Source organism: Petrocella sp. (genome assembly GCF_059865615.1).
Genome location: NZ_JCBCDA010000120.1, coordinates 1 through 23,649 on the forward strand (window position 1 = coordinate 1; position 23,649 = coordinate 23,649).

The 23,649-nt window shown below is 39.5% G+C and carries 23 protein-coding genes; 19 read left to right on the forward strand and 4 right to left on the reverse strand.

Features of this window, described 5'->3' with window-relative positions; genetic code table 11:
• Nucleotides 1-206: 206 nt before the first annotated feature.
• From rpsU to AC6F8J_RS13900, 11 genes are all read left to right on the forward strand, one after another.
• Nucleotides 207-380, forward strand: a complete 174-nt coding sequence (gene rpsU, locus AC6F8J_RS13850) for a 30S ribosomal protein S21 (protein ID WP_125135675.1) — start codon at nt 207-209, stop codon at nt 378-380.
• Between the two features lie 22 nt (nt 381-402).
• Nucleotides 403-849 carry a GatB/YqeY domain-containing protein gene (locus AC6F8J_RS13855; RefSeq protein ID WP_500724166.1) on the forward strand — a complete coding sequence of 149 codons (447 nt, stop codon included), beginning with the start codon at nt 403-405 and terminating at the stop codon, nt 847-849.
• 156 nt (nt 850-1,005) lie between these two features.
• Nucleotides 1,006-2,022 (forward strand): PhoH family protein, encoded by a 1,017-nt coding sequence (locus tag AC6F8J_RS13860; protein ID WP_500724168.1) that lies wholly within the window; start codon nt 1,006-1,008, stop codon nt 2,020-2,022.
• A complete protein-coding gene (locus AC6F8J_RS13865) occupies nt 1,997-3,382 on the forward strand; it encodes an HDIG domain-containing metalloprotein (RefSeq protein WP_500724170.1) in 1,386 nt (461 codons plus the stop codon). The genes AC6F8J_RS13860 and AC6F8J_RS13865 overlap by 26 nt, the downstream gene beginning before the upstream one ends.
• 5 nt (nt 3,383-3,387) lie before the next feature.
• Nucleotides 3,388-3,876 carry an rRNA maturation RNase YbeY gene (gene ybeY, locus AC6F8J_RS13870; protein ID WP_500724172.1) on the forward strand — a complete coding sequence of 163 codons (489 nt, stop codon included), beginning with the start codon at nt 3,388-3,390 and terminating at the stop codon, nt 3,874-3,876.
• On the forward strand, nt 3,873-4,229 hold the full coding sequence (locus AC6F8J_RS13875) for a diacylglycerol kinase (protein WP_500724174.1): 357 nt from the start codon (nt 3,873-3,875) through the stop codon (nt 4,227-4,229). Before ybeY ends, AC6F8J_RS13875 begins: the two co-directional genes overlap by 4 nt.
• Before the next feature lie 88 nt (nt 4,230-4,317).
• On the forward strand, nt 4,318-5,412 hold the full coding sequence (locus tag AC6F8J_RS13880) for a DUF3048 domain-containing protein (RefSeq protein ID WP_500724175.1): 1,095 nt from the start codon (nt 4,318-4,320) through the stop codon (nt 5,410-5,412).
• A gap of 20 nt (nt 5,413-5,432) precedes the next feature.
• Complete coding sequence (locus AC6F8J_RS13885; protein ID WP_500724177.1) at nt 5,433-5,813, forward strand: cytidine deaminase; 381 nt, start codon at nt 5,433-5,435, stop codon at nt 5,811-5,813.
• Nucleotides 5,814-5,843: 30 nt separating this feature from the next.
• A complete protein-coding gene (locus tag AC6F8J_RS13890) occupies nt 5,844-7,460 on the forward strand; it encodes a putative polysaccharide biosynthesis protein (RefSeq protein ID WP_125135668.1) in 1,617 nt (538 codons plus the stop codon).
• An 8-nt stretch (nt 7,461-7,468) separates the two neighbouring features.
• A complete protein-coding gene (locus AC6F8J_RS13895) occupies nt 7,469-8,698 on the forward strand; it encodes an aminoacetone oxidase family FAD-binding enzyme (protein WP_500724180.1) in 1,230 nt (409 codons plus the stop codon).
• Entirely contained in the window at nt 8,698-10,287 is a 1,590-nt protein-coding gene (locus tag AC6F8J_RS13900; RefSeq protein ID WP_500724182.1) for an FAD-dependent protein, read from the forward strand. The genes AC6F8J_RS13895 and AC6F8J_RS13900 overlap by 1 nt, the downstream gene beginning before the upstream one ends.
• Before the next feature lie 60 nt (nt 10,288-10,347).
• Here the strand turns inward: AC6F8J_RS13900 and AC6F8J_RS13905 are convergent, their stop codons facing one another.
• Entirely contained in the window at nt 10,348-13,548 is a 3,201-nt protein-coding gene (locus tag AC6F8J_RS13905; protein ID WP_500724184.1) for an S-layer homology domain-containing protein, read from the reverse strand.
• Nucleotides 13,549-13,567: 19 nt separating this feature from the next.
• Nucleotides 13,568-13,813, reverse strand: a complete 246-nt coding sequence (locus tag AC6F8J_RS13910) for a DUF2442 domain-containing protein (protein ID WP_500724186.1) — start codon at nt 13,811-13,813, stop codon at nt 13,568-13,570.
• A 187-nt stretch (nt 13,814-14,000) separates the two neighbouring features.
• Between AC6F8J_RS13910 and AC6F8J_RS13915 the strand changes: the two genes are divergently transcribed.
• Complete coding sequence (locus AC6F8J_RS13915) at nt 14,001-14,687, forward strand: response regulator (RefSeq protein ID WP_500724188.1); 687 nt, start codon at nt 14,001-14,003, stop codon at nt 14,685-14,687.
• A gap of 3 nt (nt 14,688-14,690) precedes the next feature.
• Here AC6F8J_RS13915 and AC6F8J_RS13920 read toward each other — a convergent pair whose 3' ends face one another.
• Both AC6F8J_RS13920 and AC6F8J_RS13925 read right to left on the reverse strand, forming a co-directional pair.
• On the reverse strand, nt 14,691-16,664 hold the full coding sequence (locus tag AC6F8J_RS13920) for an ATP-binding protein (RefSeq protein WP_500724190.1): 1,974 nt from the start codon (nt 16,662-16,664) through the stop codon (nt 14,691-14,693).
• A 110-nt stretch (nt 16,665-16,774) separates the two neighbouring features.
• Nucleotides 16,775-18,298 (reverse strand): carboxypeptidase M32, encoded by a 1,524-nt coding sequence (locus AC6F8J_RS13925; RefSeq protein WP_500724192.1) that lies wholly within the window; start codon nt 18,296-18,298, stop codon nt 16,775-16,777.
• A gap of 284 nt (nt 18,299-18,582) precedes the next feature.
• On the opposite strand from AC6F8J_RS13925, the gene AC6F8J_RS13930 reads away from it, so the two are divergent.
• The 7 genes from AC6F8J_RS13930 (at nt 18,583) to AC6F8J_RS13960 (ending at nt 23,558) form a co-directional block, all read left to right on the forward strand.
• Nucleotides 18,583-19,596 (forward strand): DUF4349 domain-containing protein, encoded by a 1,014-nt coding sequence (locus tag AC6F8J_RS13930; RefSeq protein WP_500724193.1) that lies wholly within the window; start codon nt 18,583-18,585, stop codon nt 19,594-19,596.
• A 202-nt stretch (nt 19,597-19,798) separates the two neighbouring features.
• Nucleotides 19,799-20,596, forward strand: a complete 798-nt coding sequence (gene proB / locus AC6F8J_RS13935; RefSeq protein ID WP_500724195.1) for a glutamate 5-kinase — start codon at nt 19,799-19,801, stop codon at nt 20,594-20,596.
• Nucleotides 20,597-20,610: 14 nt separating this feature from the next.
• Entirely contained in the window at nt 20,611-20,820 is a 210-nt protein-coding gene (locus tag AC6F8J_RS13940; protein ID WP_125135663.1) for a DUF896 domain-containing protein, read from the forward strand.
• A complete protein-coding gene (locus AC6F8J_RS13945; protein WP_500724197.1) occupies nt 20,813-21,379 on the forward strand; it encodes a 5-formyltetrahydrofolate cyclo-ligase in 567 nt (188 codons plus the stop codon). The genes AC6F8J_RS13940 and AC6F8J_RS13945 overlap by 8 nt, the downstream gene beginning before the upstream one ends.
• A gap of 93 nt (nt 21,380-21,472) precedes the next feature.
• The gene (locus tag AC6F8J_RS13950; protein ID WP_500724199.1) at nt 21,473-21,820 is read left to right on the forward strand and encodes an MmcQ/YjbR family DNA-binding protein; all 348 of its coding nucleotides are present in this window, start codon (nt 21,473-21,475) and stop codon (nt 21,818-21,820) included.
• A 225-nt stretch (nt 21,821-22,045) separates the two neighbouring features.
• A complete protein-coding gene (locus AC6F8J_RS13955; protein ID WP_500724201.1) occupies nt 22,046-22,726 on the forward strand; it encodes a ferredoxin-like domain-containing protein in 681 nt (226 codons plus the stop codon).
• 1 nt (nt 22,727) lies between these two features.
• Entirely contained in the window at nt 22,728-23,558 is an 831-nt protein-coding gene (locus AC6F8J_RS13960) for a DUF1858 domain-containing protein (RefSeq protein WP_500724203.1), read from the forward strand.
• The last annotated feature ends 91 nt before the right edge of the window (nt 23,559-23,649 follow it).

The window sequence follows — 23,649 nt, forward strand, 5'->3', positions numbered from 1 at the left end:
ATGGATCATATGAAGTATTATATGGAATATGAGCCCATATTTGACGGGTTATTTTATCGGTTCCAAATAAAGTAGACAAAACCCATTTTTTTTGTAAATGAGGTTGACGAATAAGATTATTGTGGTATAATCATCTATAGTGCTAAATTATTACCCTTAGTTGTAGGACAAGCACAATACGCAACTGGAGGGAGGTTGAAATTGCTATGTCTAATGTAACGATTAGAGACAACGAAACTCTTGATAGTGCTCTTAGAAGATTTAAGAGAAACTGCGCTAAAGCAGGTATCATGCAAGAAATCAGAAAAAGAGAACATTACGAAAAACCTAGTGTTAAACGTAAGAAGAAATCAGAAGCAGCTAGAAAACGTAAATTCTAATTTATTTGAATAGGATGGTTGAATGAGTTTAAAAGATCAATTGTTTCTTGATTTAAAGGAAGCAATGAAGAAAAAAGAGACTCTACGCAAGAATACGATTCAATCCATACGTACAGCAGCTCTTCAGATGGAAAAAGATCAAAAGATCGATGTTTCGGAAGAAGATTATGTAAAAATTATTGCAAACCTGGTTAAAAAGCGCACAAGCGCCTTACCTGAGTTTGAAAAGAGTGGTCGTTTAGACCTCATCGACGAATTGAAGTCAGAGATTGATATTCTCATGACTTATTTACCTAAGCAATTATCTGATGATGAAGTCTATGAGATTGTATCGAAGACAATTGAGGAACTAGGTGCCACATCTATGAAAGATATGGGAAAAGTTATGAGTGTTCTTTCGGATGAGTTATCCGGTAAAGCAGATACCAAACTGGTGAGTCAATTGGTCAAGAAGCGTTTAAGTCAATAGAATAATTAAACTAAAGCAGTGCCGTGGATATCCATGGCACTTTTTTAATTCGAAAGGAAAGTCTTATAAAAAACATCAAAAGACTGGTCATCCAAAACATAATTATGTTAAAATAGATAGGCGCCCAACTTTAATGGGTACAATGGGAGGTTGTCGATGGAAAAAAACGAAGTACTTGTTAATATGCCTCACGATTTAATAACTATAGTATTTGGTGACTTTGATGTTAACATTAAGCATATAGAAAAAGCTTTAAAAGTCAGTATCGTTAATCGTGATAATGATATAAGAATTACCGGTGAAGAAGCCGATGCTATTAAAGCCAGAAAGGTACTTAAGCAGCTTATGAAAAGTAGCCTGAAAGGTGTTGAGATTAATGAACAAATCGTTAATTATGCACTCGATATGATTCATAAAGAAAAGGAAGATGTACTGAATCAGATCAAAGATGATTTTGTCTGTATGACCATGCGGGGTAAATATATTCGAGCCAAAACAGCAGGACAGAGTGCTTATATTGAAGCTATTAAGAATAAAATGATTGTTTTTGGAATTGGACCTGCAGGTACAGGAAAGACCTATCTTGCTATGGCACATGCTATAACCGCTTTTAAGAAAAAAGAGGTTAATAGAATCATCATGACCAGACCGGCGATTGAGGCCGGTGAAAAATTAGGTTTTTTACCGGGTGATCTACAAAGCAAGGTGGACCCTTACCTTAGACCTTTATACGATGCGCTTCATGAGATTATGGGCGCGGATGCCTATCAAGCCAATATGGAAAAAGGCCTGATAGAAGTAGCACCTCTAGCGTATATGCGAGGTAGAACTTTAGATAATGCTTTTATCATACTGGATGAAGCCCAAAATACCACGCCGGAACAGATGAAGATGTTTCTCACTAGAATTGGTTACGGTTCTAAAGCCATTATTACTGGTGACATCACTCAGAAAGATTTACCTGAAAATAAAGTTTCCGGTTTGGAAGTGGCCAGTCGAATTCTGAAAAATGTCGAAGAAATCGGTATCATCGAATTAACACAAGCAGATGTTGTACGTCATCCGCTGGTTCAAAAAATCGTGAATGCCTATGAAGTTTATGAGAAGAACCAAAAATTGCATAAAGAAAAAAATAAGTCCAACACGTATGCAAAAAAACATTACGGAAAGTAGGGATAAGGTGAAACTTCAAAATAACATCAGAAGTTTTTTGTTGATACTGGCAGTCCTTACGATGCTTGTTATAATGAATTTCTTTATGGTATACAATCAAATCGATATCGGTTCGATCATCGGACGTAATCTTATCATTTTATGTTTATTGTCCATATATGGCTATTATATTTTCTTGTTTTACAAAGAAATTCCTTTCAATCAGAAATTATTTTTGCTACTGATAACATCTTCCTTATGGACAGCATCCATTTTTATAGGTGAAAACGCATATTTTTTTATGCCCATCCTAGTTGGGGTTATGCTCATAGCTATCAATATTAATCAACAATTGGCGATTATAACCCATATTCTTGGTGTTGCCCTTATTGGCATGATCCTACCATTGCCTATGATGTTTTATCTCTTTTATTTACCGGTGGGTGTTTTATCGGCTTTGGTGATTATTGAAGCAAAAGAAAGAAAGAAAATTATTTATGTAGCTGGTTTAACTTCACTATTTGGTGTAGTGTTTTATATTCTAATAGTCTATATGATAGGATTAGAACTCAATTTAACGGAACCATTATTTATTTTTTCCAATATTCTTTTAAGCATTATTGTAGTTGTTGGATCCATGCCTTTGTGGGAAGCTATTTTTCAGTTTGTTACACCTACAAAGCTACTGGAATTAATGAGCGAGGATCAAAAATTACTACAAAGATTGATGGTAGAAGCACCTGGTACTTATCATCACTCAAAAATGGTATCTAATTTGGCACAAAGAGCGGCAAAGGCAGTCGGGTGCGATGCTATTATGACAAAGATTGGTGCTTTGTATCATGATGTGGGCAAGTTAAAGGATCCGGAATATTTCATTGAAAACCAAAATGGCGGTCCCAATCCCCACGATCAAATAGCGGCCGAGTCAAGTGCTCAAATCATTATAGAACATGTGGCCTTTGGGGTTAAGTTAGCAAAAGAACACAAATTACCTAAAGGAATTGTAGAACTCATAAGAGAGCATCATGGTACATCCCTTGTAGGGTACTTTTATCACAAGGCGAATCAATATGATGACGGTATCGCATACCAAGAAGCTACATTCAGATACCCAGGTCCAAAGCCAAGTACCAAAGAGTCTGCCATTATTATGTTGGCAGATTGTGTGGAAGCATATGTCACATCTCTTGATGAGGAAGATCGGCATTTAGACCGTATCAGGGAAATCATCAAAGAAATATCGAATCAGAAGTTTATGGAAGCACAATTGGATGCAAGTCCGCTGAAAATGAAAGAATTACCTCTCATTGCAGAAGCATTTATACAAGTTTATAATGGCATGTATCATGAGCGGGTAAAATATCCTACGAATAGGTGATGTGTATGAGTGTTTATATTGAATGGTTATATGGCGATCAAACGTCAGATTTAAACCCTATTATTGAAAAAGCAATAAAAAGTAGTCTTACTTATGAAAGTGTTCGTGAACCGGTGGAGCTTAGTGTAACGATTATGTCCAGTGATGAGATTCAAGAGATTAATCTGGACCAAAGAGGCATCAATAAGCCGACGGATGTCCTTTCGTTTCCAATGGTGAATATTCTAATTGGTGAACAATTCAACCAAGCACTACAACATGAACCTAAAAATCCTGAAACAGATGAAGTCTATATTGGCGACATTGTGATTTCATGGGACAAGGTCATCGAGCAAAGCAATCTCTACGGGCATAGTAGGGAACGGGAACTCAGTTTTTTAGTAGTGCATAGTATGCTACATCTGATGGGTTATGACCATGAAACAGAAGAAGAAGAAACCATGATGATCCAAAAACAAAAAGAGATTCTAAAAGATATGGGGATGGAACGATGAAGAACAGAAACCTAAAATCGAGTTTTTCTCATGCTTTCAATGGTATTATTCAAGCATTCAAAACAGAGAGAAATGTCAAGCTTCATACAATGTTTGGTTTGCTTGCGATACTTTTTGGTGTCTATTTTAGAATTAGCGTTCTAGAATGGTTGATTGTTGTCTTAACCATCGGATTTGTTATTGTCGCAGAGTTACTTAATACAGCGATTGAGTATACGGTCGATATGGTTTGTGGTAAGACCTACAATGAACTGGCAAAGTATTCTAAAGACATAGCAGCCGGTGCAACGCTCGTTGCAGCTATTGTTGCTATGATAATTGGTGCAATTATATTTATACCGAAAATTATTTGACTCTATTATCAAAGCTAGGATTCTATAAATAAACATGACGACATGATGATACTAAAAATGAGACTGAAATAAGACTAAAGGAGTCACTATGAAAAAACGAGTATGTATATGGATTCTATTGGGGTTGATGGCCTTTTTTGTAGGTTGTGGGAAAGAAGAAGTAGTAGAAGAGCCTGAGATTGTAGAAGTTGTAGAAGAAGTACCTGAAGTAGTGGAAGAAGTTGAGGAAGTAGAAGAAGTCGTGGATCTAACGGGTAAAGCCCTGAATCCTTTAACCGGCTTATATATTGATGAAGATGTGATAAACAGACGGCCTGTGGGGATCGTCATTAGTAACATTCACAATGCCATTCCACAAATCGGTATCGAAGAAGCGGATGTAATCTATGAGACATTGGTTGAAGGTGGCATCACCAGACTGTATGCTGTTTATCAGGATGTAACCGGTGATAAAATAGGACCTGTCAGAAGTGCCAGACATTATTATTTGGACTTTGCTTTTGATTTTGATGCTATTTTTGTACATATAGGTGGTAGTCCTCAAGCTTATGATGCCATCAGAAAATTAAGAGCCCCTAATTTGGATGCAATGTCTTCAAGTGTAGCTTATAAAGACCCGAGTAGAAAAAGTCCTCATAGTACCTATGCGACAAAAGATAGAATTATGGAAATATGGGAACAGAAGGGTTATCGAACCGAAAAAGACCCTGCATTTGTTAATAAATTTGACTTTTCCGAGGAAATTAAGTTGATTGAACCGGAGAAAGTGGAAAAAGTCATATTGGATTTTTCAAGCTATCATTATGCGTGGTTTGATTATGACGCTGATGCCATGAACTATAAAAGATTTCAGTACTTGAATTATAAGAAAACCGGTACAGGAGAGCATATTGATGAAGGAACAGGTCATCAACTGGTATTTGACAACATTATCATACAACTGGCAAGTGTCTGGAATATAAAAGGAGATTCTGCAGGACGTATGGATATGAATCTATTGACGGAGGGTGATGGCTATTATCTAACAAGAGGTGAAATGGTTCCAATCACCTGGTCTAAGAAAAGCCATAATGAACCGACCAGATACTTTGATGTCAATGGTGATCCTCTCATCATGTATCCTGGAAAAACATGGATTTCAGTTTTTCCAACTAACCGAACTGACAAGTTACTTTTTGAATAAAGAAGAGAATAGAGGCTATGATGACAAATGAAAAATTAATACAAATGGCTTATGAAGCCATGGAAAATGCATATGTACCTTATTCGAAGTTCCAAGTGGGTGCGGCATTATTGACGAAAAGCGGTAAAGTATATAAAGGCTGTAATATCGAAAATGCCTCTTTTGGTGCAACCAATTGTGCAGAAAGAACGGCTATTTTCAAAGCTATATCTGAAGGTGAACAGGAGTTTAAGAAACTGGCAGTGGTCAGCAACAGCAAAAAATTCACCTATCCTTGCGGTATATGCCGCCAAGTTATGAGTGAATTTATGATGGATGCCGTTATGCTTTTTGACGATGAGGAAAAAGGAATTATAGAAATCCCTATGACAAAAATACTACCCTATAAATTTGATTTATAAATAAAAAGATGAGGTAGTAGGGGGTGGGTTATGGTATCAACTAAAAAGGCGTCCAATCATATGGTTGTACAAGGCGGTATCCTAGCTTCTGCTTCTTTGATTGTACGTCTAATCGGTTTTTTTTATAGAATTCCCTTGGTCAATATTCTTGGGGAAGAAGGTATGGGATACTACAGTAGTTCTTTTGAGATCTATTCTTTTATGCTGATTATTTCGTCTTATGCTTTGCCGGCAGCATTGTCCAAGATTATTTCAAAAAAAATTACATTAAGAAAATATAAGGAAGCCCACCAGATTTTTAAGGCGGGCTTGCTTCTAGGTGCCTTTGTCGGTTTAATCACTTCATCTGTTATGTATTTTCAAGCTCAGAATCTGGCATCTCTTATAGGTTCACCTGGTAGTGTGCACGCTATGAGAGCTTTAGCACCGGCTTTATTGATTTTTTCTATTCTTGCTGTCTTTAGAGGTTATTTTCAAGGCATGAATACGATGGTCCCAACAGCAATCTCACAAATCATTGAACAGGTGTTTAACGCCATATTCAGCCTTGTCATGGCCTACGCCTTACTAGGTCAAGGGGTTGCCTTCGGAGCGGCTGGAGGCACCCTAGGAACGGGTATAGGTACACTGTTTGGCTTATTGTTTCTTATATTTGTTTACAGAATGGCCAGACCGTACTTTGGAAAACGTATGGCGAGCGATCGTGTGTCTACAGTTGAGGACGGTTTGTTCGATTACTGGCAGATTATTGTTATGACTTCAGTGCCTATGTTGATTGGATCTACGGCTTACAATCTTTCAGGTCTCGTGGATACGGTTTTATTTCAAAGGGGACTTTTGTTTCAGGGCTATGAACCGGCTTTTGTAGCAGGGCAGTACGGGATATTGGCTTCTAAGTACAAATTAATTCTAACCTTGCCCATATCTGTTGCATCGGCACTTGCTGCAGCCTCCATACCTGGGATTACTTCCCTTATGGCTAAGAAGGAATACGCGGCTGTGCAACACCGAGGAAAACAAGCCATTAAGATGGTACTTTTGGTATCTATACCATCAGCATTTGGTTTGGCTTTTTTAGCAGAACCTATTCTTTTGATGCTCTTTGGCGCTAAAAACATTGAGATTGCTTCTTTGCTCATGAGACTTGGCGCTATGACGGTTATTTTCTATAGTGTATCGGCCATTTGTATTGGTATTTTACAAGGGCTGGGTATGATTCGAGTTCCGGTACACCATTCGCTTGTGGCCCTTGGCGTAAAAGTTGTTTTCATGATTATATTGATATATGTTTTTGATTTTGGACTCATTGGTGCGGTACTATCAAATATTATTTTTAGTGGTTTGGTGGCAACAATGAATTATTTAAGTATTGAAAAGAAAATCCATTTGAATATGGATTATAGAGTTTCGGTGATGTACCCATTAATTGCAGGTTTAATGATGGGTATAGTCGCCATGGTGGTCCATATGATGGTTATGGCCATGAGCAATTCGAATGTCATTGGCACTTTGACAGCTATTATGATCGGTGGTCTATTCTATGTCATATTGCTTATAAAAATCGGTGGCATAACGGAAGTGGAGCTCTTGATTTTCCCAAAAGGAAATAAACTGGTTGCTCTAGCAAAAAGATTAAGATTGATGTAGGTGATGGTATGGGTAAAAACAAAGTGATTGTCATAGGTGGTGGAGCATCCGGCATAATGGCCGCTATAACTGCTGCACGACTGGGGCAAAAAGTAATTTTATTGGAACGTAAAGATCGTATTGGCAAAAAAATATTGGCGACCGGTAATGGCCGCTGCAACATATCCAACAGATTCATTGAGGAAAGTCGCTTTCATTCAGATAGTCAAAACTTATATGATCATATATACCCTCAGTTTGATTTAAGCAAAACCTTAGAGTTTTTCGAGACACTAGGTATTCCCATACTGGAACTGGATGAGGGGAAGCTCTATCCATATTCACTTCAGGCAGCTTCAGTTCTGAATGTACTGCTCTATGAACTGGACCGCCAGAATGTACAAGTTATATGCAATGAAGACGTTGTTCATGTGGATGCAGGACAGCGGGTGGTGGTACATACTAAAAAAAATAAATATTATGGTGATTATGTGATTCTGGCAGGTGGTGGCAAATCCACTCCGGACCTGGGTTCTAACGGTAGTGGTTATCAAATAGCCAAAGAACTAGGAATGAATCTAATTGAGCCTTATCCATCTCTCATTCAACTTGAATCAGATTATGCCTACCTTAAACATCTTAAAGGAACTAAAGTGATGGCTAAAGTGGATTTGGTCGTTGATGACGTACATCTTAAGAGCGCTTATGGGGAACTCCTTTTTACAGATTACGGTCTATCCGGACCGCCAATATTGGATGTAAGTCGAACGGCGGCTCAAGCCATTAAAAATCACAAAAAAAACATTGAGATTCATGGTGATTTGGTGCCATTGCTTGACAGCACAGCCTTAGATCAGATGTTGCTAAAACGTATTGAAAGAATGTCCTATAAAGTGCTGGAGGATTTTTTTGTGGGCTTGCTTCCCAAGCAAATGATTATCCCCTTAATCAAAGATTGTGGCATGAGTCCAAGAGACAAAGGGGCACAAATCACTTCTAAACAACGGGAATTGATTGTTCATTGGCTTAAGGCTTTTAGGCTTAGTATTACAGGAACCAAGCAATGGAATCAATCACAGGTTACTGCTGGAGGCGTTGATTGCCATGAAGTAGTTGCAACAACACTCACCAGTAAAAAATATCCTAATGTCATTTTATGTGGAGAAATACTGGATATGGATGGAGATTGCGGTGGGTTTAATTTACAATGGGCATGGAGCTCAGGATATGTAGCAGGCGTAAGTGCCAGTAAGGGATAATGATGGGCTATTATAGAATTGAACAAATAAAAATGCCATTGGATCATAAGGTCGATGATTTATATAAGTTGGTCAAAACGATCTATGGGCTTGAAGCAAATACAGAAATTAGGATCATTAAAAAATCTGTAGATGCCAGAAAAAAAGAAGCCATAAAAATAGTCTATTCTGTTGATGTGCTAATGGCGGCATCCTCTAATAAAAAACTATCAAAGTTGACATATCAAGAAGAAACACCATCTTACGAACCAAAAGGTCCAATAAAAATACCGGAGAAACGACCGGTCGTTATCGGTGCCGGACCGGCAGGCCTTTTTGCAGCACTCATTCTGGCAGAACAAGGGGCTAAACCCATATTGCTTGAACGTGGACGTGCGGTTGATGAGCGCATTAAAGATGTAGAGACCTACTTCAAAACCGGAAAACTGGATGTAGAATCTAATATACAATTTGGTGAAGGTGGCGCCGGTACTTACTCCGATGGAAAAATTAACACAGGGGTAAAAGACAAATTCTATCGAATGGACAAAATATTAGATACTTTTATTGAAGCAGGGGCACCGGAAGAAATCCGCTATGTGAACAAGCCCCATATCGGTACAGATTATCTGATCAAAGTCGTTGAAAACATACGCCTTAAAATCATTGCACTTGGTGGTGAGGTTCATTTTAGCAGGAAAATGACCGAACTGGTTATTGAAAATGGCGCTGTTATAGGTGTCAGAGACCAGCTAGGGCATATAATTGATACAAATCATGTGGTTTTGGCTATTGGTCATAGTGCAAGAGATACATTCCAGCGTCTCATAATAGATAAGATTCCTATGGAGAAAAAAGCTTTTGCCATTGGGTTACGGATTGAACATCCCCAAGAGATGATCTCAAAGAAACAATATGGATTAGGCTATCATCATCCTAATCTGCCTGTAGCGGATTACAAGTTAACGTATCGAACAGGTGAGGGACGTGCGGTCTATACTTTTTGTATGTGCCCGGGTGGCTTTGTGGTGAACTCTGCTTCTGAGATTGGCCATGTCGTTTGTAACGGGATGAGTAATTTTAAAAGAGATGAAGTCAATGCAAACAGTGCATTGTTGGTCAATGTACTACCTGAGGACTTTGGTGGTGATGATTTATTAGCCGGTGTTCATTTTCAAAGAAAATGGGAGAAAAAGGCCTTTGAGATCGCCGGTTCTAATTATAGCCTACCCGTTCAAAAATTGGACGACTTCAATAACGGTAGAATTACAACAGCCTTTGGAGGTGTTAAACCCAATATAAAAGGTCCATATACTATGGCGGACCTGAATCAAGCTTTACCTGATTTTGTAGCAGAAGCCTTAAAAGAAGGCATTCAAGTATTCGGCATGAAAATCAAAGATTTTGACCGAAAGGATGCTGTTTTAACAGGTGTTGAGACTAGAACATCTTCACCCATACGTATTTTAAGAGATGAGGCCTATATGAGTTCGGTCAAAGGTCTCTATCCTTGTGGTGAAGGGGCAGGTTATGCAGGTGGTATTATGTCGGCGGCACTGGATGGTATGAAGGTGGCGGAGTCGATATTAGCTAAGAATATGGTCTTGTGAAACAAAAAAACTGTCTGAATAAACCAGACAGTTTTTTTATGTTGCTATTTTCAAATAAGGCTATTTGGACAGTAGGTTATATAAAACTTGCGCCATTTCTGCTCGAGTTGTTGTTTCTGTTGGTTTCAGGTGTCCGTTATTACCGCTGACAATGCCTGTTTCCATCAAATATGTAATGGACTCCTGTGCGTAGGACGAGATTTCTAATTGATCCTTTAGATCTGAGATTTTTTTACCGGAATCACCCTCTGGCAATTGATGGATTGTCTTTAGCGTGTTGTAAAGCATTGTAAACATTTCCTGTCGGGTGATGGCTTGCTCCGGTGCAAACATGTTGTCTCCCACGCCGTTGGAAATCTCTAACCTCTTGGCTGCCGCTAGATAACCGGTGTAGTAGGTGTTACCTGCATCAGCGAAATTGTCAGCCGTATAATCACCCGAGTCGATGCTATAAGCACGCATCAATAAGGTGATAAACTGACCACGTGTTAATGTCCCGTTGGGGGTGAAAGTAGTTTTGGTCGTACCTGAGGTAATATCCCTTGCGGCAAGGTAGCTGATTGCATCTGTATACCATGCGGTATCTGAAACATCTTTAAATACAACCTTGTTATAACCCACTGCAAAGTGTGAAAAGTGGTCTGTGGTGAATACAAGAGAGCCTGTATCTGCGTCATAGTAACAGTTTTGCATGAGCTCAGGTTCGCCGTCGGTATTAATATAATAGGACACAATGGCGTTTGTATCTTCGCCTGCCGTCGGGATGTAGGGTAGTGCAATTGTTACTATTCCGCCAAACTGTGTGATTGTTTTGTCATCAGAGGTTATGCTAAAGTTATATACTGGACGGTCGCTAACAAGCTGACGTGCCGTGTCGGAAAGTGTGCTATTTTCCACTTTAGATGCGGTAAATGACACATCTCCAGTGGTAACGTCCGCAATGAAGGCAATGGCCTGGGCATCAAAGGTCAAATCAGCTATGTCGGAGGTAAGCGTCAAAAATCCAACCTCTCCGGTTACTAACGCCTGAACAGTAGCTTTTGGTAAGGAAGTTTCTATAGAGCTTGCTCCATTTGTGCCAGACACCTGAATTTCCACCCTATGTGCTTCACCGGTGCTTTTGGCAGCTTCCAAAGCCGCTGTAATTGCAGTTGTCATCTGAGATTCAGTAACATAGGCAGTAGCTGTACCGTTAGCATCAGTTTTTGCCGTCACCTTGGTGGTGCTTGTGGAACCTAAAACGTCAGGTGCAGATGGCGCAGATATCGCGGGAGTAATCGAACCGCCACCGGATGGCTTATTATTACCAATGGTTACTGGGCGTTTCTCAATGGTGAAGGTATAGCTTGTGCTGCCCGTATAGGTTGCGTCGCTGTCCGGCACCGAGAGGGTCAGCTGATAGCTACCGGCATTTGTTGGAGCGTTGCTAGTGGGTCCGTAGGTTGTGTCATTTATTCCCAAATAACTTGCTTCCAATGTAACACTGTCGGTGATGTTGCTGCTGTCAGTGTTAGCTATCACAGTCACATTGCTGTGGGCATATTCCTGGCCGTTATAGACACCACCAACCATATCTGCAGATATAGTGACGGATGTTTTTTCTACAATCTCGACGGTAATGATCGCGTTGGAAATGTCATAGTAGTCGCTGGTAAAGCCTATGGTTACCGTGTCCGTCACCCCTCCTATATTTACCGACCCAATTGGCAGTGTCAGTATGGATCCGATAACAACAGGTGGGCCGACGAAAATATTATGATCATTCGTGTATTGGATGCGGGTATATAGGCTAATTAGAGATGGATCAATACTGGTATTTTGTAGTAGGGTGGTCAAATCGAAGGTGTAGAAATGTGCTCGATCACTCGCTACCTGATAATTCTGACCATCAATTAAAACACCAAGTTTAGATACGGTTACGCCGGCTACTTGAATGAAGCTAGTATTTACACCGTTCGTGGAGGAGATGCCGCTCTCATTATCTTGCTTTGTCCACTTTACCGTCGCATCATTTGGTAAAACGTTCAAGTCGCCATTTTCATCAGTAGCATCGTAACTATATGTCGTAAATCCTGCATCCTTATTCCATGCAATGACCACGCTGTCGCCGGTAGGTTCTGTAAAGCCACTTGCGTTGTTCGGTAGGTTAATAACAGCGTCTTTTATAGCGGCGCCGTATGCGAATATCGTACCTCCGTTAACCCCCACGGTTGCGCTTGCACCATCGCTATAGATGGCATAACCATCCGTGGCGCTGACCAAGCCTCCGCTGACCACAACTTCAGAATCTGCGCCTTCGGTATAAATAGCATAACCTGTGGTAGCTTTGACCTGTGCGCTGTCTTTTATCTCCACATCACCATAAGTTCGGATAGCTGTATCATAGGTGCCCGCTCCATATGTTAGAACCTTGCCAGTTCCGCTGATCACAACTTTACTATTTTGGTTGAAACTAGAAGAGCTCATGTAGATGACGGGGCAAGCAAAGCTGGCTGATGAATTGGTAACTGTACCACCACTAACCTCCACTGTAGAGTTTGCACCATTAGTATAGATGGCGGAACTTAAGCCGGAGCTAACCATGCCGCCACTGACCTCCACGTTATAAGAGGTTTCGATGGCGTAGCCATTACTTGCACTGACCACAGCATTGTCCTTTACTTGTACAAGGTCGAGGTGGTGAGCAACAATTGCTTTGCCGAAATTTCCGGTAGCCTCCACAGTGCCATCATTACTGATGATAATAGTAGTATCACCATTAGTATGGGCATTAATTGCTGTACCTATTTTGGTACTAACCGTACCGCCGCTGACCTTCACGGTATCTCCACTAGTGTTGATGGCCATGCCAGAATCGGATTTGACTGTACCTCCGCTAATAACCACGGTGCCTTCAATAGAGTCGATGGCTGTGCCTGATCCAGAGTGGATCATGCCATTTAGTCCCACCTCAAATATGCCGGTTCCAGTCAATACGAATAAAGTGTTAGTAAAACTACTACTTGTTGTAATAGACGCTTTCCATAAAACCGTCACGTTCGAAGGAATCGTCATCGTAAGATCTGACGCAGCATCTGGTACTGTGCCTGTGACGGTAACGGTATTGCCGTTTACAGCAACAATTAGGTTTCCTGAATAAGAACTGATTTTGTTTGCCACATATAGCGCTGTCCCTTCAGCAAATACTGCTGTTGACAGCATACTCATCACCAAGCATAGCGTGAGTAACATGCTGCCTATCTTTTTCAAAATTTGTTTCATGTTTGTTACCTCCTCAAATTTAATGGTTGTCTTGTTGGTTCAGCAGAGTCATAATTTCTTCCAGCCCAAGTCTTGGGCCGTCATCCCAGTAAATACTATACCCGTCGGTACTGGGGCGGGGAAGCACCTCCAATTTTCTCAGAAACGTATAGGTAGGATCGTTCTCTGCAAACCGCCGGGTATCAAATAAAATCAGATGCCCATTACTAAGCTCAATATCCAACGTCCAGTCATCTACCACATCAACTCTTGTGATTTGAAGCATGTATTCACCCCTTTCTCGCAGCTAAGCTATCGCATAAGCAAGCAAGTTAAGATTAGCAGATAGAAATATTTCTGTGTGTGTTATCAAGAATTCTTGATAGCTCAAGTCAATTTTTTTCGCGTTACATTTTCAGAAAGACTATGGTAAACTGAAACTTGAGAATTCTAACAAATAAGGTGGTGACAAAATGAAAAAGGCAACGATATTGATGGTGGAGGACGAAGTCGATGTACTGGCCATCAACAAAGAATATTTTGAGGGCAAAGGCTATGAGGTCATTGCTGCTGACACACTGGCCCAAGCACGGTTTCAGCTGGAAGAGCACAGCCCCGACCTGATTTTGTTGGATGTGATGATGCCCGATGGCTCCGGCTTTGGGTTCTGCGCCGAATTGCGACAAAAAACAAACGCTCCCATCATCTTCCTGACATGCAGGGATGAAAATGAGAGCGTTGTAAAAGGATTGTTGCAGGGTGGTGACGATTATGTCACTAAGCCCTATGATTTAAATGTACTTAGTGCAAGGGTGGGGGCACAACTTCGCAGAACTGGCGTTATGACTGCAGGAAAGATCGAACTTTTCCCCTTATCTATTGATTTTCTACTGGGAGAAGTAACATTGGATCATGTGTCTATTCCACTGACACAAAAGGAGCTTCAACTATTAGGATGCTTTACCCTGTTTGCTGGGCGGCGACTTAGCTATGACGAAATCTACCGACGGGCGTGGGGCGGAAGCTCCCCAGGTGCAGCCCACACTGTCGCTGTACATGTGGCGAATCTGCGCAAAAAACTTAGGATGGAAGAGGGGGAATGGTTTGAACTGTCAAATTCCGGAAAAGGAGAATACATCTTCAGTAAGATACGATACTGACGCCTAATATATGGGCAAGGTGAAAAGTAGGGCAGTGCCGTATCCTTCCTTGCTTTCAATCTTTATTTCTCCGTCATGTTGATTTACGATATGCCTACAGATATATAAGCCCAGACCGGTGCCTGTATCCTGACTGTCGTTGAATTTTTGTTTTATGCTATACCGTTCAAAAATATATGGGAGCCTTTCTGGGGCAATTCCAATACCGGTATCTGCCACACGAATCAGTATTTTATCATTTTCGTTACTTGCGGTTATAGTAATTACACCATTGGTGGTAAAACGTACCGCGTTAGAAATCAAGTTGACAATAACTTGGGAAATCCGAGCAGGATCGGCATAAACAGCAGGAATTCCACTTTCGATATGAATGTCCAGCCTGTTTCTGTTTTTGTTCAGTATTGGGTAATGGGTTTCAATAGCAGCATGGATGATCTCATCTACGTAGCAGCGTGACGGCTCCATGACCATTTGTCCTTCTTCCATGCGGGTCACATCCAGAACCTGGCCTACCATTAAGGAAAGCCGCTCTGCCTCAGAAGAAATTAACGTCATTCGACGAGACACATCACCTTTGTCTAGGGTATCCGGTCGTTCTGCAAGTTGTTTGGTCGTCTGGGCATAGCCGGACATGACCGTCAGCGGTGTTTTCAACTCATGGGAAACATTACCTAAAAATTCAGTTTTCAGTCGATTAAGACTTTCCAAAGCTATTTTTTCAGCTTCCAGTTTCTGCTCCACTTCTTTGGCTTCACCTAGCACTCGATTGTTCATTTGGAATAAGGATACTGTTTGTGCCAGAACGAACACGAACATAGCTGTTTCGGATATGGGTGTATTAATATGGTCACCGAATAAGTCACTATACATGATAATATCCGAAAGGGCAGCAAGGAAAAAAACCGCTATACCAAACATGACCACAGCCTGTTCCTTTATCGGGTTACGCATTTTAAAAAAAAGAACGGCAATTCCAGGAATAATACTTATAACAAGAAGAAACTGATAGTATTTCAACACTGAGGTATAAAAAATAGAATCCCCAAATAACACAAAAACACCATAAATACAGGAGCCGAGGATAGCTGTATATTGAACGGCTTGTAGAAATTTACCATTTGCATACTGTCCAAGATATAGAGAAAGAAAAACAGTCAACAATACCACACTCAAGTACTCCAGCATAAAAGAGAGGTTTCCGGGTATATGGAAATAGATCCAGGCCTGACTTTGTAAACCTTCTCTAAGTGCCATGACGAGGCAAGCAAGTGCAAAATACAAGGTTACTCGTGTCCGCGAGAGCATCAAATAAATGGTGAGTAGTAATACAGCGGCACATAAAAGTGCACCCATAGCTACAGTTCCCTTTATTCGACTGAATAAAAAGGGATCAGATGCGGTTCCTGGTTTATTTAGGATTAACTCCCCAAGGGAAGCGCCACGCTTGGCATGATAAAATTGCGCGGTGTTAAGTATAACGTCCATCTCACCGTTGACAGCTACACCATGAAAGCTGATGTTGTTCTCCCAAACTTCTGTGTCCTGCTTGGTGGTGCCAAGTTTCCCTGTTTGAGCTGCAAATCTACCATTTACAAAGACCCGCATAGCATGTCGGCCGGAAAGGGTGAAGGTTAACGCGTAGGTATCCATGTTATCAGGGAGTTTGAGAACAAAACGCTGAGTTAGATATTCGGCGCGTATTTCCTCAAGTTGATCAACACTTTCGTAAAGGGCATTATCAGCATCATCTGAAGTCAGGAATGTATTGGGGTAATAAACTGTACTAGGCGCCAGTCGGAATGCCGAAGTTTCTGATATTGTTATGTCCGTCAAATCATAGATTCCATTTTCTTCTGAGATAATGGTACTGTTGTGTGCTTCCCCTATAAACCGGGTTAAACTGGTCAGTACTGTCAGAATTACTGTTGTGAGAAGTGCTGCTATTACGATGGCCAAAAGCTTGTGTCTATTAATCAAGTTTTTAATATGCAGTACCCCCCTTTTATAACAGTAAAGATTCTACTTGTCTGCCGCTTTTTGTGTATTAGAGAATGACTACCCTTGCTTTTGGCCTTGTATCATAGCCTCTACAAGTTATATAAATCACTATATTTCTTTAACAAATAATCTGTAAAATACTTCGGATTAAAAGGTTCACCGGTAGCTATTAGAAGGATTTCTTCCGGCGTCTTAGTCGATCCGTATTTGTGGATTTTATCGGCAAGCCAATTCTTTATAAGGATCAGTTGATCGTCAGCGATGGCTTTGTTCACATCAAAATCTCTGTTCATAGCAACTTCAAATTGTGCAGCATAAGCACTACCAAGGGCATAGGAAGGGAAGTAGCCAAATAGGCCTTCGGACCAGTGGACATCTTGTAAAACGCCTTTGGCATCAGAATCAGGTGTTATACCAAGATAATTTTGATAGAGTTCATTCCAAGCACTTGGCAAATCTTTCGCATTTAATTTACCTTCAAAAATCTGCTTTTCCAGTTCATAGCGTATCATAATGTGTAAAGCATAGGTTAATTCATCCGCTTCGATACGAATTAAAGTGGGGCGTACATAATTGCTGGCTTTGTAACAAATTTCAGGTGTAGCATCACCCAGTTGGTCTTTATAAAGATCTTGTAGTAAGGGGAAATAAGTCTCCCAGAAAACCCGTGAACGACCGATGTTGTTTTCATAGATTCTGGATTGAGATTCATGAATGCCCATAGTGGTCCCGGTTGCCAATCGACTAAAGCCTAAAGCCACATCAATATCTTGTTCATATAATGCATGACCACATTCGTGTATGGTACTGTAGATACTTGAGAGAATATTGTCTTCGTAATAGTGGGTCGTAATACGAACATCATCTTTTGTGATGTTCATGGTAAAAGGATGAACACTTTCCGCAATAATACCACTATCCTTGTTGAACCCCAGTTTCTCAAGTAGTAAATCAGATAAATGTTTTTGGTTTTTGACATCGTATTGGACACCTTCAAAAGGAGAGTGTACGGTGACACCACTGTCTTTAATCTTCTGAACTAAGGGGACGATGACCGCTCTTAAACGGTCGAAAAACTGATCGGTGATTTCTACTGTGAGATCCCGTTCATAATCTTGAAGTAAGGTATCATAAGGATGCCCACCTTTGTTTCTATATTCGATGTATTTACGCTGAAAATCAATAACTTTTTGAAGATAGGGTTCAAAAATAGAAAAATCATTTTTTTCTTTAGCTTCTTCCCAAGCATCAGAGGATAAGGCTTGTAGACCTTTAAATGCAGCATATTCATCTACAGGTACACAGGCCACTTTATCATATTCTTCTCTAAAAAATTGAAGCTTAGATTTTTCCAGATCATTTAAGTCATTTTTAGTGGCTTCCAAATCGATGAGCACCTGATGGATGTGTTCATTCACCAATGTGTTATAATAGAATTCAGATAGGTGAACAAGTGTCTCTGAACGTCCGCTTACAGCATTCTTCGGTGCCAGTGTTGCAGAATCCCAGAAAATAAGGGCCTCGGAAAAGCCCAGTGCACTTAGGCTTTGGTCTAGTTTTTCCAATTGTTCTATAGGGGTCAAGTCTTTTGTATGTGTTGTAGTAGATGTCATAAGATGCCGCCTTTCTATTATGTTGACTATAAAATTATTATAACATAGGTTAAAGCGTCAAAACTATATAGTTGAACTTTTACTTTCAATATATAGTTACGAATGTATCAACGTAATCTATATATTTAAAGTGATTTTAGTGAAACTTAATTTTGACGCTATAACCAACATAGGTTAAAGCGTCAAATGGAACAAAAATCGACGATTTACGTCAGAATGATTATAATAGATAATATAGTATACATCAAGAGAGATATAGTGAGAGAGAAAAGGAGAGACTGACGATGAAAAGATTTAAGCGTTTAAAAATTGGGATTGTAAGTGTGCTGGTGATGGTACTTGTTTTGTCCGCATGTGGTGCTCAAAAAAGCAAAATGACAGAGGATTCAGCAACCAGTTCAAATGAATCCGGCTTTATGGACTATGGTGAAAGTGCACCCTCTATGCCACAAGAAGCTACAGAAGAAGCTGGTGAAGAAATGGAAATGACCGTTGAAGAATCAAAAAGCTTTGATGACGGAGAACCCTTACCTGATTCCATGGTTGTTAATGAACGTAAGATTATTAAAACCGGTCATATGTCTTTAGAAACCCTTGAATATGATGAAACCATAACAACTTTAAAAGAATCTATAGGCAAATACAACGCTTATGTGGAAAGTTCAGAAAGTTATGGCGGTCAAATATATGAAAGTGGTGCCCAGAGAAGATCCAGTCGTTATGCTATAAAAGTTCCGGCTGAACAGTTTGAAGCTATGTTTGAAGAACTTAAAACCATAGGCCAAGTACTCAATGCTAATGAAGGCCGTGAAGATATAACCAGTCAATTTGTAGATGTAGAATCTAGACTGGAAACACTTAAAGTACAAGAGGATCGACTTCTAGCTATTCTAGAAAAATCTGAGAAGCTTGAAGATGTCATCCAACTGGAGTATGCACTTCAGAATGTTCGATATGAGATTGAACGGTATACAAGTAATCTAAGAAACATGAGTGAAAGTGTTCGTTATTCAACCATACACGTTAATGTTCAAGAAGTTCTAAAACCAACAATCATCGAAAAAGAACCTATTACGCTAGGCGAACGTGTAAGTCAAGGTATTAAAAACACTTTTATGGATATCAAGGAAGGCTTTGAAGATTTAATCGTCTATGTAGTAGCCAATTCACCATATCTACTTTTTACAGCTTTCATGATTTTCATAGGGATTAGAATCTACAAAAAGAGTATAAAGAAAAGCAAAAACATGAAGCAAATCGATGCTGCTAAGAAAGACGATCATAATCCAAGTCTATAAAGGATAACGCATCTATACAGTTCGCATATAAATCGGTAGGTTTTACAAGCATCATTAAGTAGAACCTACCTTATTTTTACGTATTCAAGCCTTTTTTTTGTTACTAATCATGAAACTTTTCAAAATAGGTCTAAAGGATTGATTAGGCTGGCTTATTGTTGTAAAATAAAGCAGATTACATCTTGGCATAGGAGTTGTGGATATGACGGATAGAAAAGCATTCATCAACAAGAAAAGAATTGTTGTAAAAGTGGGTTCATCCTCTTTGACTTTCAAAGATACCGGGCATATTAATTTTACAAAGATGGAAAAACTCATTCGTCAACTGGCGGACATGAAACACAGTGGCCTGGATGTTATCTTAGTATCATCAGGTGCACAGGCAGCAGGAATTAGTGTATTAAACCTACAAAGCAAGCCATTAGATATGGATAAGAAACAAGCGGTTGCTTCGGTAGGACAAGCATCCTTGATGCGTATGTATCAGAAATTTTTTAGAGAATATAATATCATAGCAGGGCAAGTACTCATAACAAAAGATATTACCACGGAAGAAAAAAGTAGAAATAATGTTATCAATACCTTTAATGCCTTGTTGGATTATGGAACCATTCCGATTGTGAATGAGAACGATACTGTAGCCACTGATGAGATTGAATTCGGCGATAATGATACCTTGTCAGCGATTGTTGCTACGCTCGTTAAAGCTGATTTACTCATACTGCTTTCGGATATTGACGGCCTACATACGAAGGATCCCGTGCGTCATGAAGAGGCAGAGTTGATTCCGAAAGTCATGGAAATCAACGGTGATATACTTAAAATGGCAACAGGTTCAAGCACCCTTGTTGGAACGGGCGGTATGGTAACAAAGCTTCAAGCGGCTATGATTGCGACACAAGCACATATTGATATGGTTATAGCCAACGCAGATCGCCCTTATGTCTTGCTGGATATACTCGCAGGTGAAGATGTTGGAACTTTATTTAAAGCGTTATAAAAAGGAGGTCTGAAATGGATCAATCTCAAATCGAACGTATTAATTTTTTGGCCAAAAAATCCAAATCAGAAGGCTTGAATGAAAAGGAAAAAGGAGAACAACAAGTATTGAGAAAGGCTTATATTGAAAGCTGGAAAAATGGTGTCAAGGCAACTTTAAGTCAAGCAAGTTTTGTAGAAGCCGATGGAAGCATAACGCCCATCAGAAGGAAAAGTGATGGATAAAACAAACTATAGAGCAAAACATTTATTTATAAGACAACAGATGTATTTTTCTGATGTAAGTCGTAAGAGTGAGAAAATCGTCAAACGCATTCTAGAAGCAGATTTTTTTAACCAATCCTGTAATGTTTTTGGCTATATTGCTATGAAAAATGAAGTGGATTGTCTTTTTATAAAAGACATGGTGAACCATAGAGGTTATAATTTCTTAGTACCAAGGGTAATAGATAAAAAAGAAATGGCTTTCTCTCCCTATATCGGCCCAGAACAGTTGAAAAAAAGCACATTTGGTGTAATGGAACCCAAAGTTGGCAGTGCTGTCTATGAGCCTAGAGAAGGGGATTTGATTCTTGTACCCGGTTGTTGTTTTGATCTTAAAGGGAATCGAATCGGATATGGTGGTGGTTATTATGATAATTATCTGAACGCCCATCCAGGTCTTATAAAAGTTGGATTAGCTTATGAGAACCATCTGGAAAATCAGCTACCCTACGAAAGTAAAGACCAAATCATGGACTATATAGTCACTGAAGATCGTGTGATTAAAATAAAAAAGAAATAAAGAAATAAATAAATAATTATATGTTATCATTATTCAAAACGATGGTAACATATCTAGGTAATAAGTGGGAGGAAAACAGTGAAATACGATTAGGTGGATGGATATTGTTTAGCAAAGACAGGCACGATAAGAGACTATAAAGTGGAGTGGGAAGCCACACGATACTTAATAGGAAATAAGATGTATGTGATGATCGGGATTAATAAAGAAAAGAAACCGATTATAACCGTCAAATGCGAGCCGGTTTTTGGACAATCATTACGAGATCAATATCCTGATATTATACCCGGGTACTACATGAATAAGACCCATTGGAATTCTGTATTTCTAGAGGGGGATGTACCTGATGAAGTGTTAAAAATCATGCTGGATATGTCTTATGACCTTGTTTTCAAAGCTATGACACAGAAACAACAAAAAAGTATTCTTGACTTACAATAATTGCAAATAGCCAATTTTAGCCCTCATGATTGATCATGGTGGCTATTTTTTTGTACTTTCTAAAAGCCTATCATGGCTTAGCATCAAAGAATTATTCTACTACAAACAGCAGGAAGCAAAGCGTGTCTTCAAACAATAAGGTAACATAGGATACCGAATTATTGACTTATTATATATATAATAGGCACATAAGACAAATCAAAACTCATAAGAAAGGAGCCATTCATGTCGAATCCTAGGTATGCAAATCTTCAAAAGGTAAGAAACGATAAAAGAACCTACTCCATTACGCCAAGGATTGCTGGTGGTTTTATTACGCCGGATAACATGATACGCCTTGCAGAAGTGGCAAGAAAATATAAAGCAACTCTTAAAATCACATCAGGACAAAGGGTCATGATTATTGGGCTCAAAGCAGAAGAGGTAGACGCTGCGTGGGCAGATCTTGGTATGGAACCGGGCGTATTGTCCCCTTATTCCGTCAAGAATGTTGAGATGTGTCCGGCTTCCTTTTGCAAAAGAGCCAAACAAAATTCTATGAAAGTCAGCATGACCCTTGAAAAGCGTTACTACGGAAAAGCGGCACCTAACAGGGTTAAGATCGCTGTAGCCGGCTGTCGAAATGCCTGTACAAGTGCTAATGCTAAAGACATAGTCGTACTAGCAGATGTTGAAGGCTACATTGTCCGAGTCGGTGGCAGTGCTGGCTTTCATCCGAGATTGCCGGATGAAGTTGCAAGCCAACTTACTGAAGAAGAAGTTTTTCTTATGGTCGATGCTGTGTTTGATACCTATTGTGAGATGGCAGATACCGGAGAAAAACTGGGCATAATGATTGACCGCGTCGGTTTTGATGATTATAAAAAAGCGGTTCTCGCTACCTATGAAAAAAGAAAGGAAATATAATATGAGCTTATTTTTAGCACCTATTCACACGTGGTTGTTTAACAAAATCAAATTATTTGAAGATATTGAGCAGGACATTATCAATCAATTCCCCTTAATCTTAAAACAGGACACTTTAAGAGCGATTTATGATGATTATGGGTATCCTATGGGAGATGAACCTATTGAGTCCTTGATTGATACAAGTAATATCCATGGCTGGCTTCAAACCAGTATTAATAGAGCAGAGCAAAGACAAGCTGCAATCATCAAAGTCCTAAATGATCAAGTCAAAGAAGCAGCAGATACAGTGGTTGCGGTATATTACAATAAGGGAAAAGAAAAAGCCATTGAGCGAAATGAAAGATTTACAGATCCTAATCAGATTTTTGTGACTCTTAGTGACTATTTATTAGAGGGCATGCCATGTGACCGGGTTAATGAAGTCATAGAACAAGATGATCAACAAGTTATATGGTTAACCAATAGATGTGTCCACCAAGACAATTGGATATCCGAAGGGATGGACGTTGGTTATTATTACAATTTTAGAGCGGCCTTTATTAAAGGGTTTGTTGAAGGAAATACCGATAAATTCACGTACCAATATGAAAAAGAACCTAAGCAAAAGCATACAATAATGAGAGCTTATACGAGGAGAAACGATATGAACATTACAAAAGATATGTTAATCAGTGAAATATTAAGTAAAAAAGAGGATGCTTCAGGTATTTTAATTTCTAATGGTATGGGATGCCTAGGTTGTCCTTCATCTCAAATGGAGTCCTTAAGTCAAGCGGCAGAAATTCATGGTCTTAATATTGAGGATCTCATTGAACAACTTAATCAGTAGAAAATGAATGAAAAGCAGTCAGCCATTATAACAGGATGATTAATGGCTGACTGCTTTTTTCTGAAGCATTAAATCAGTGGAACAATTGTTA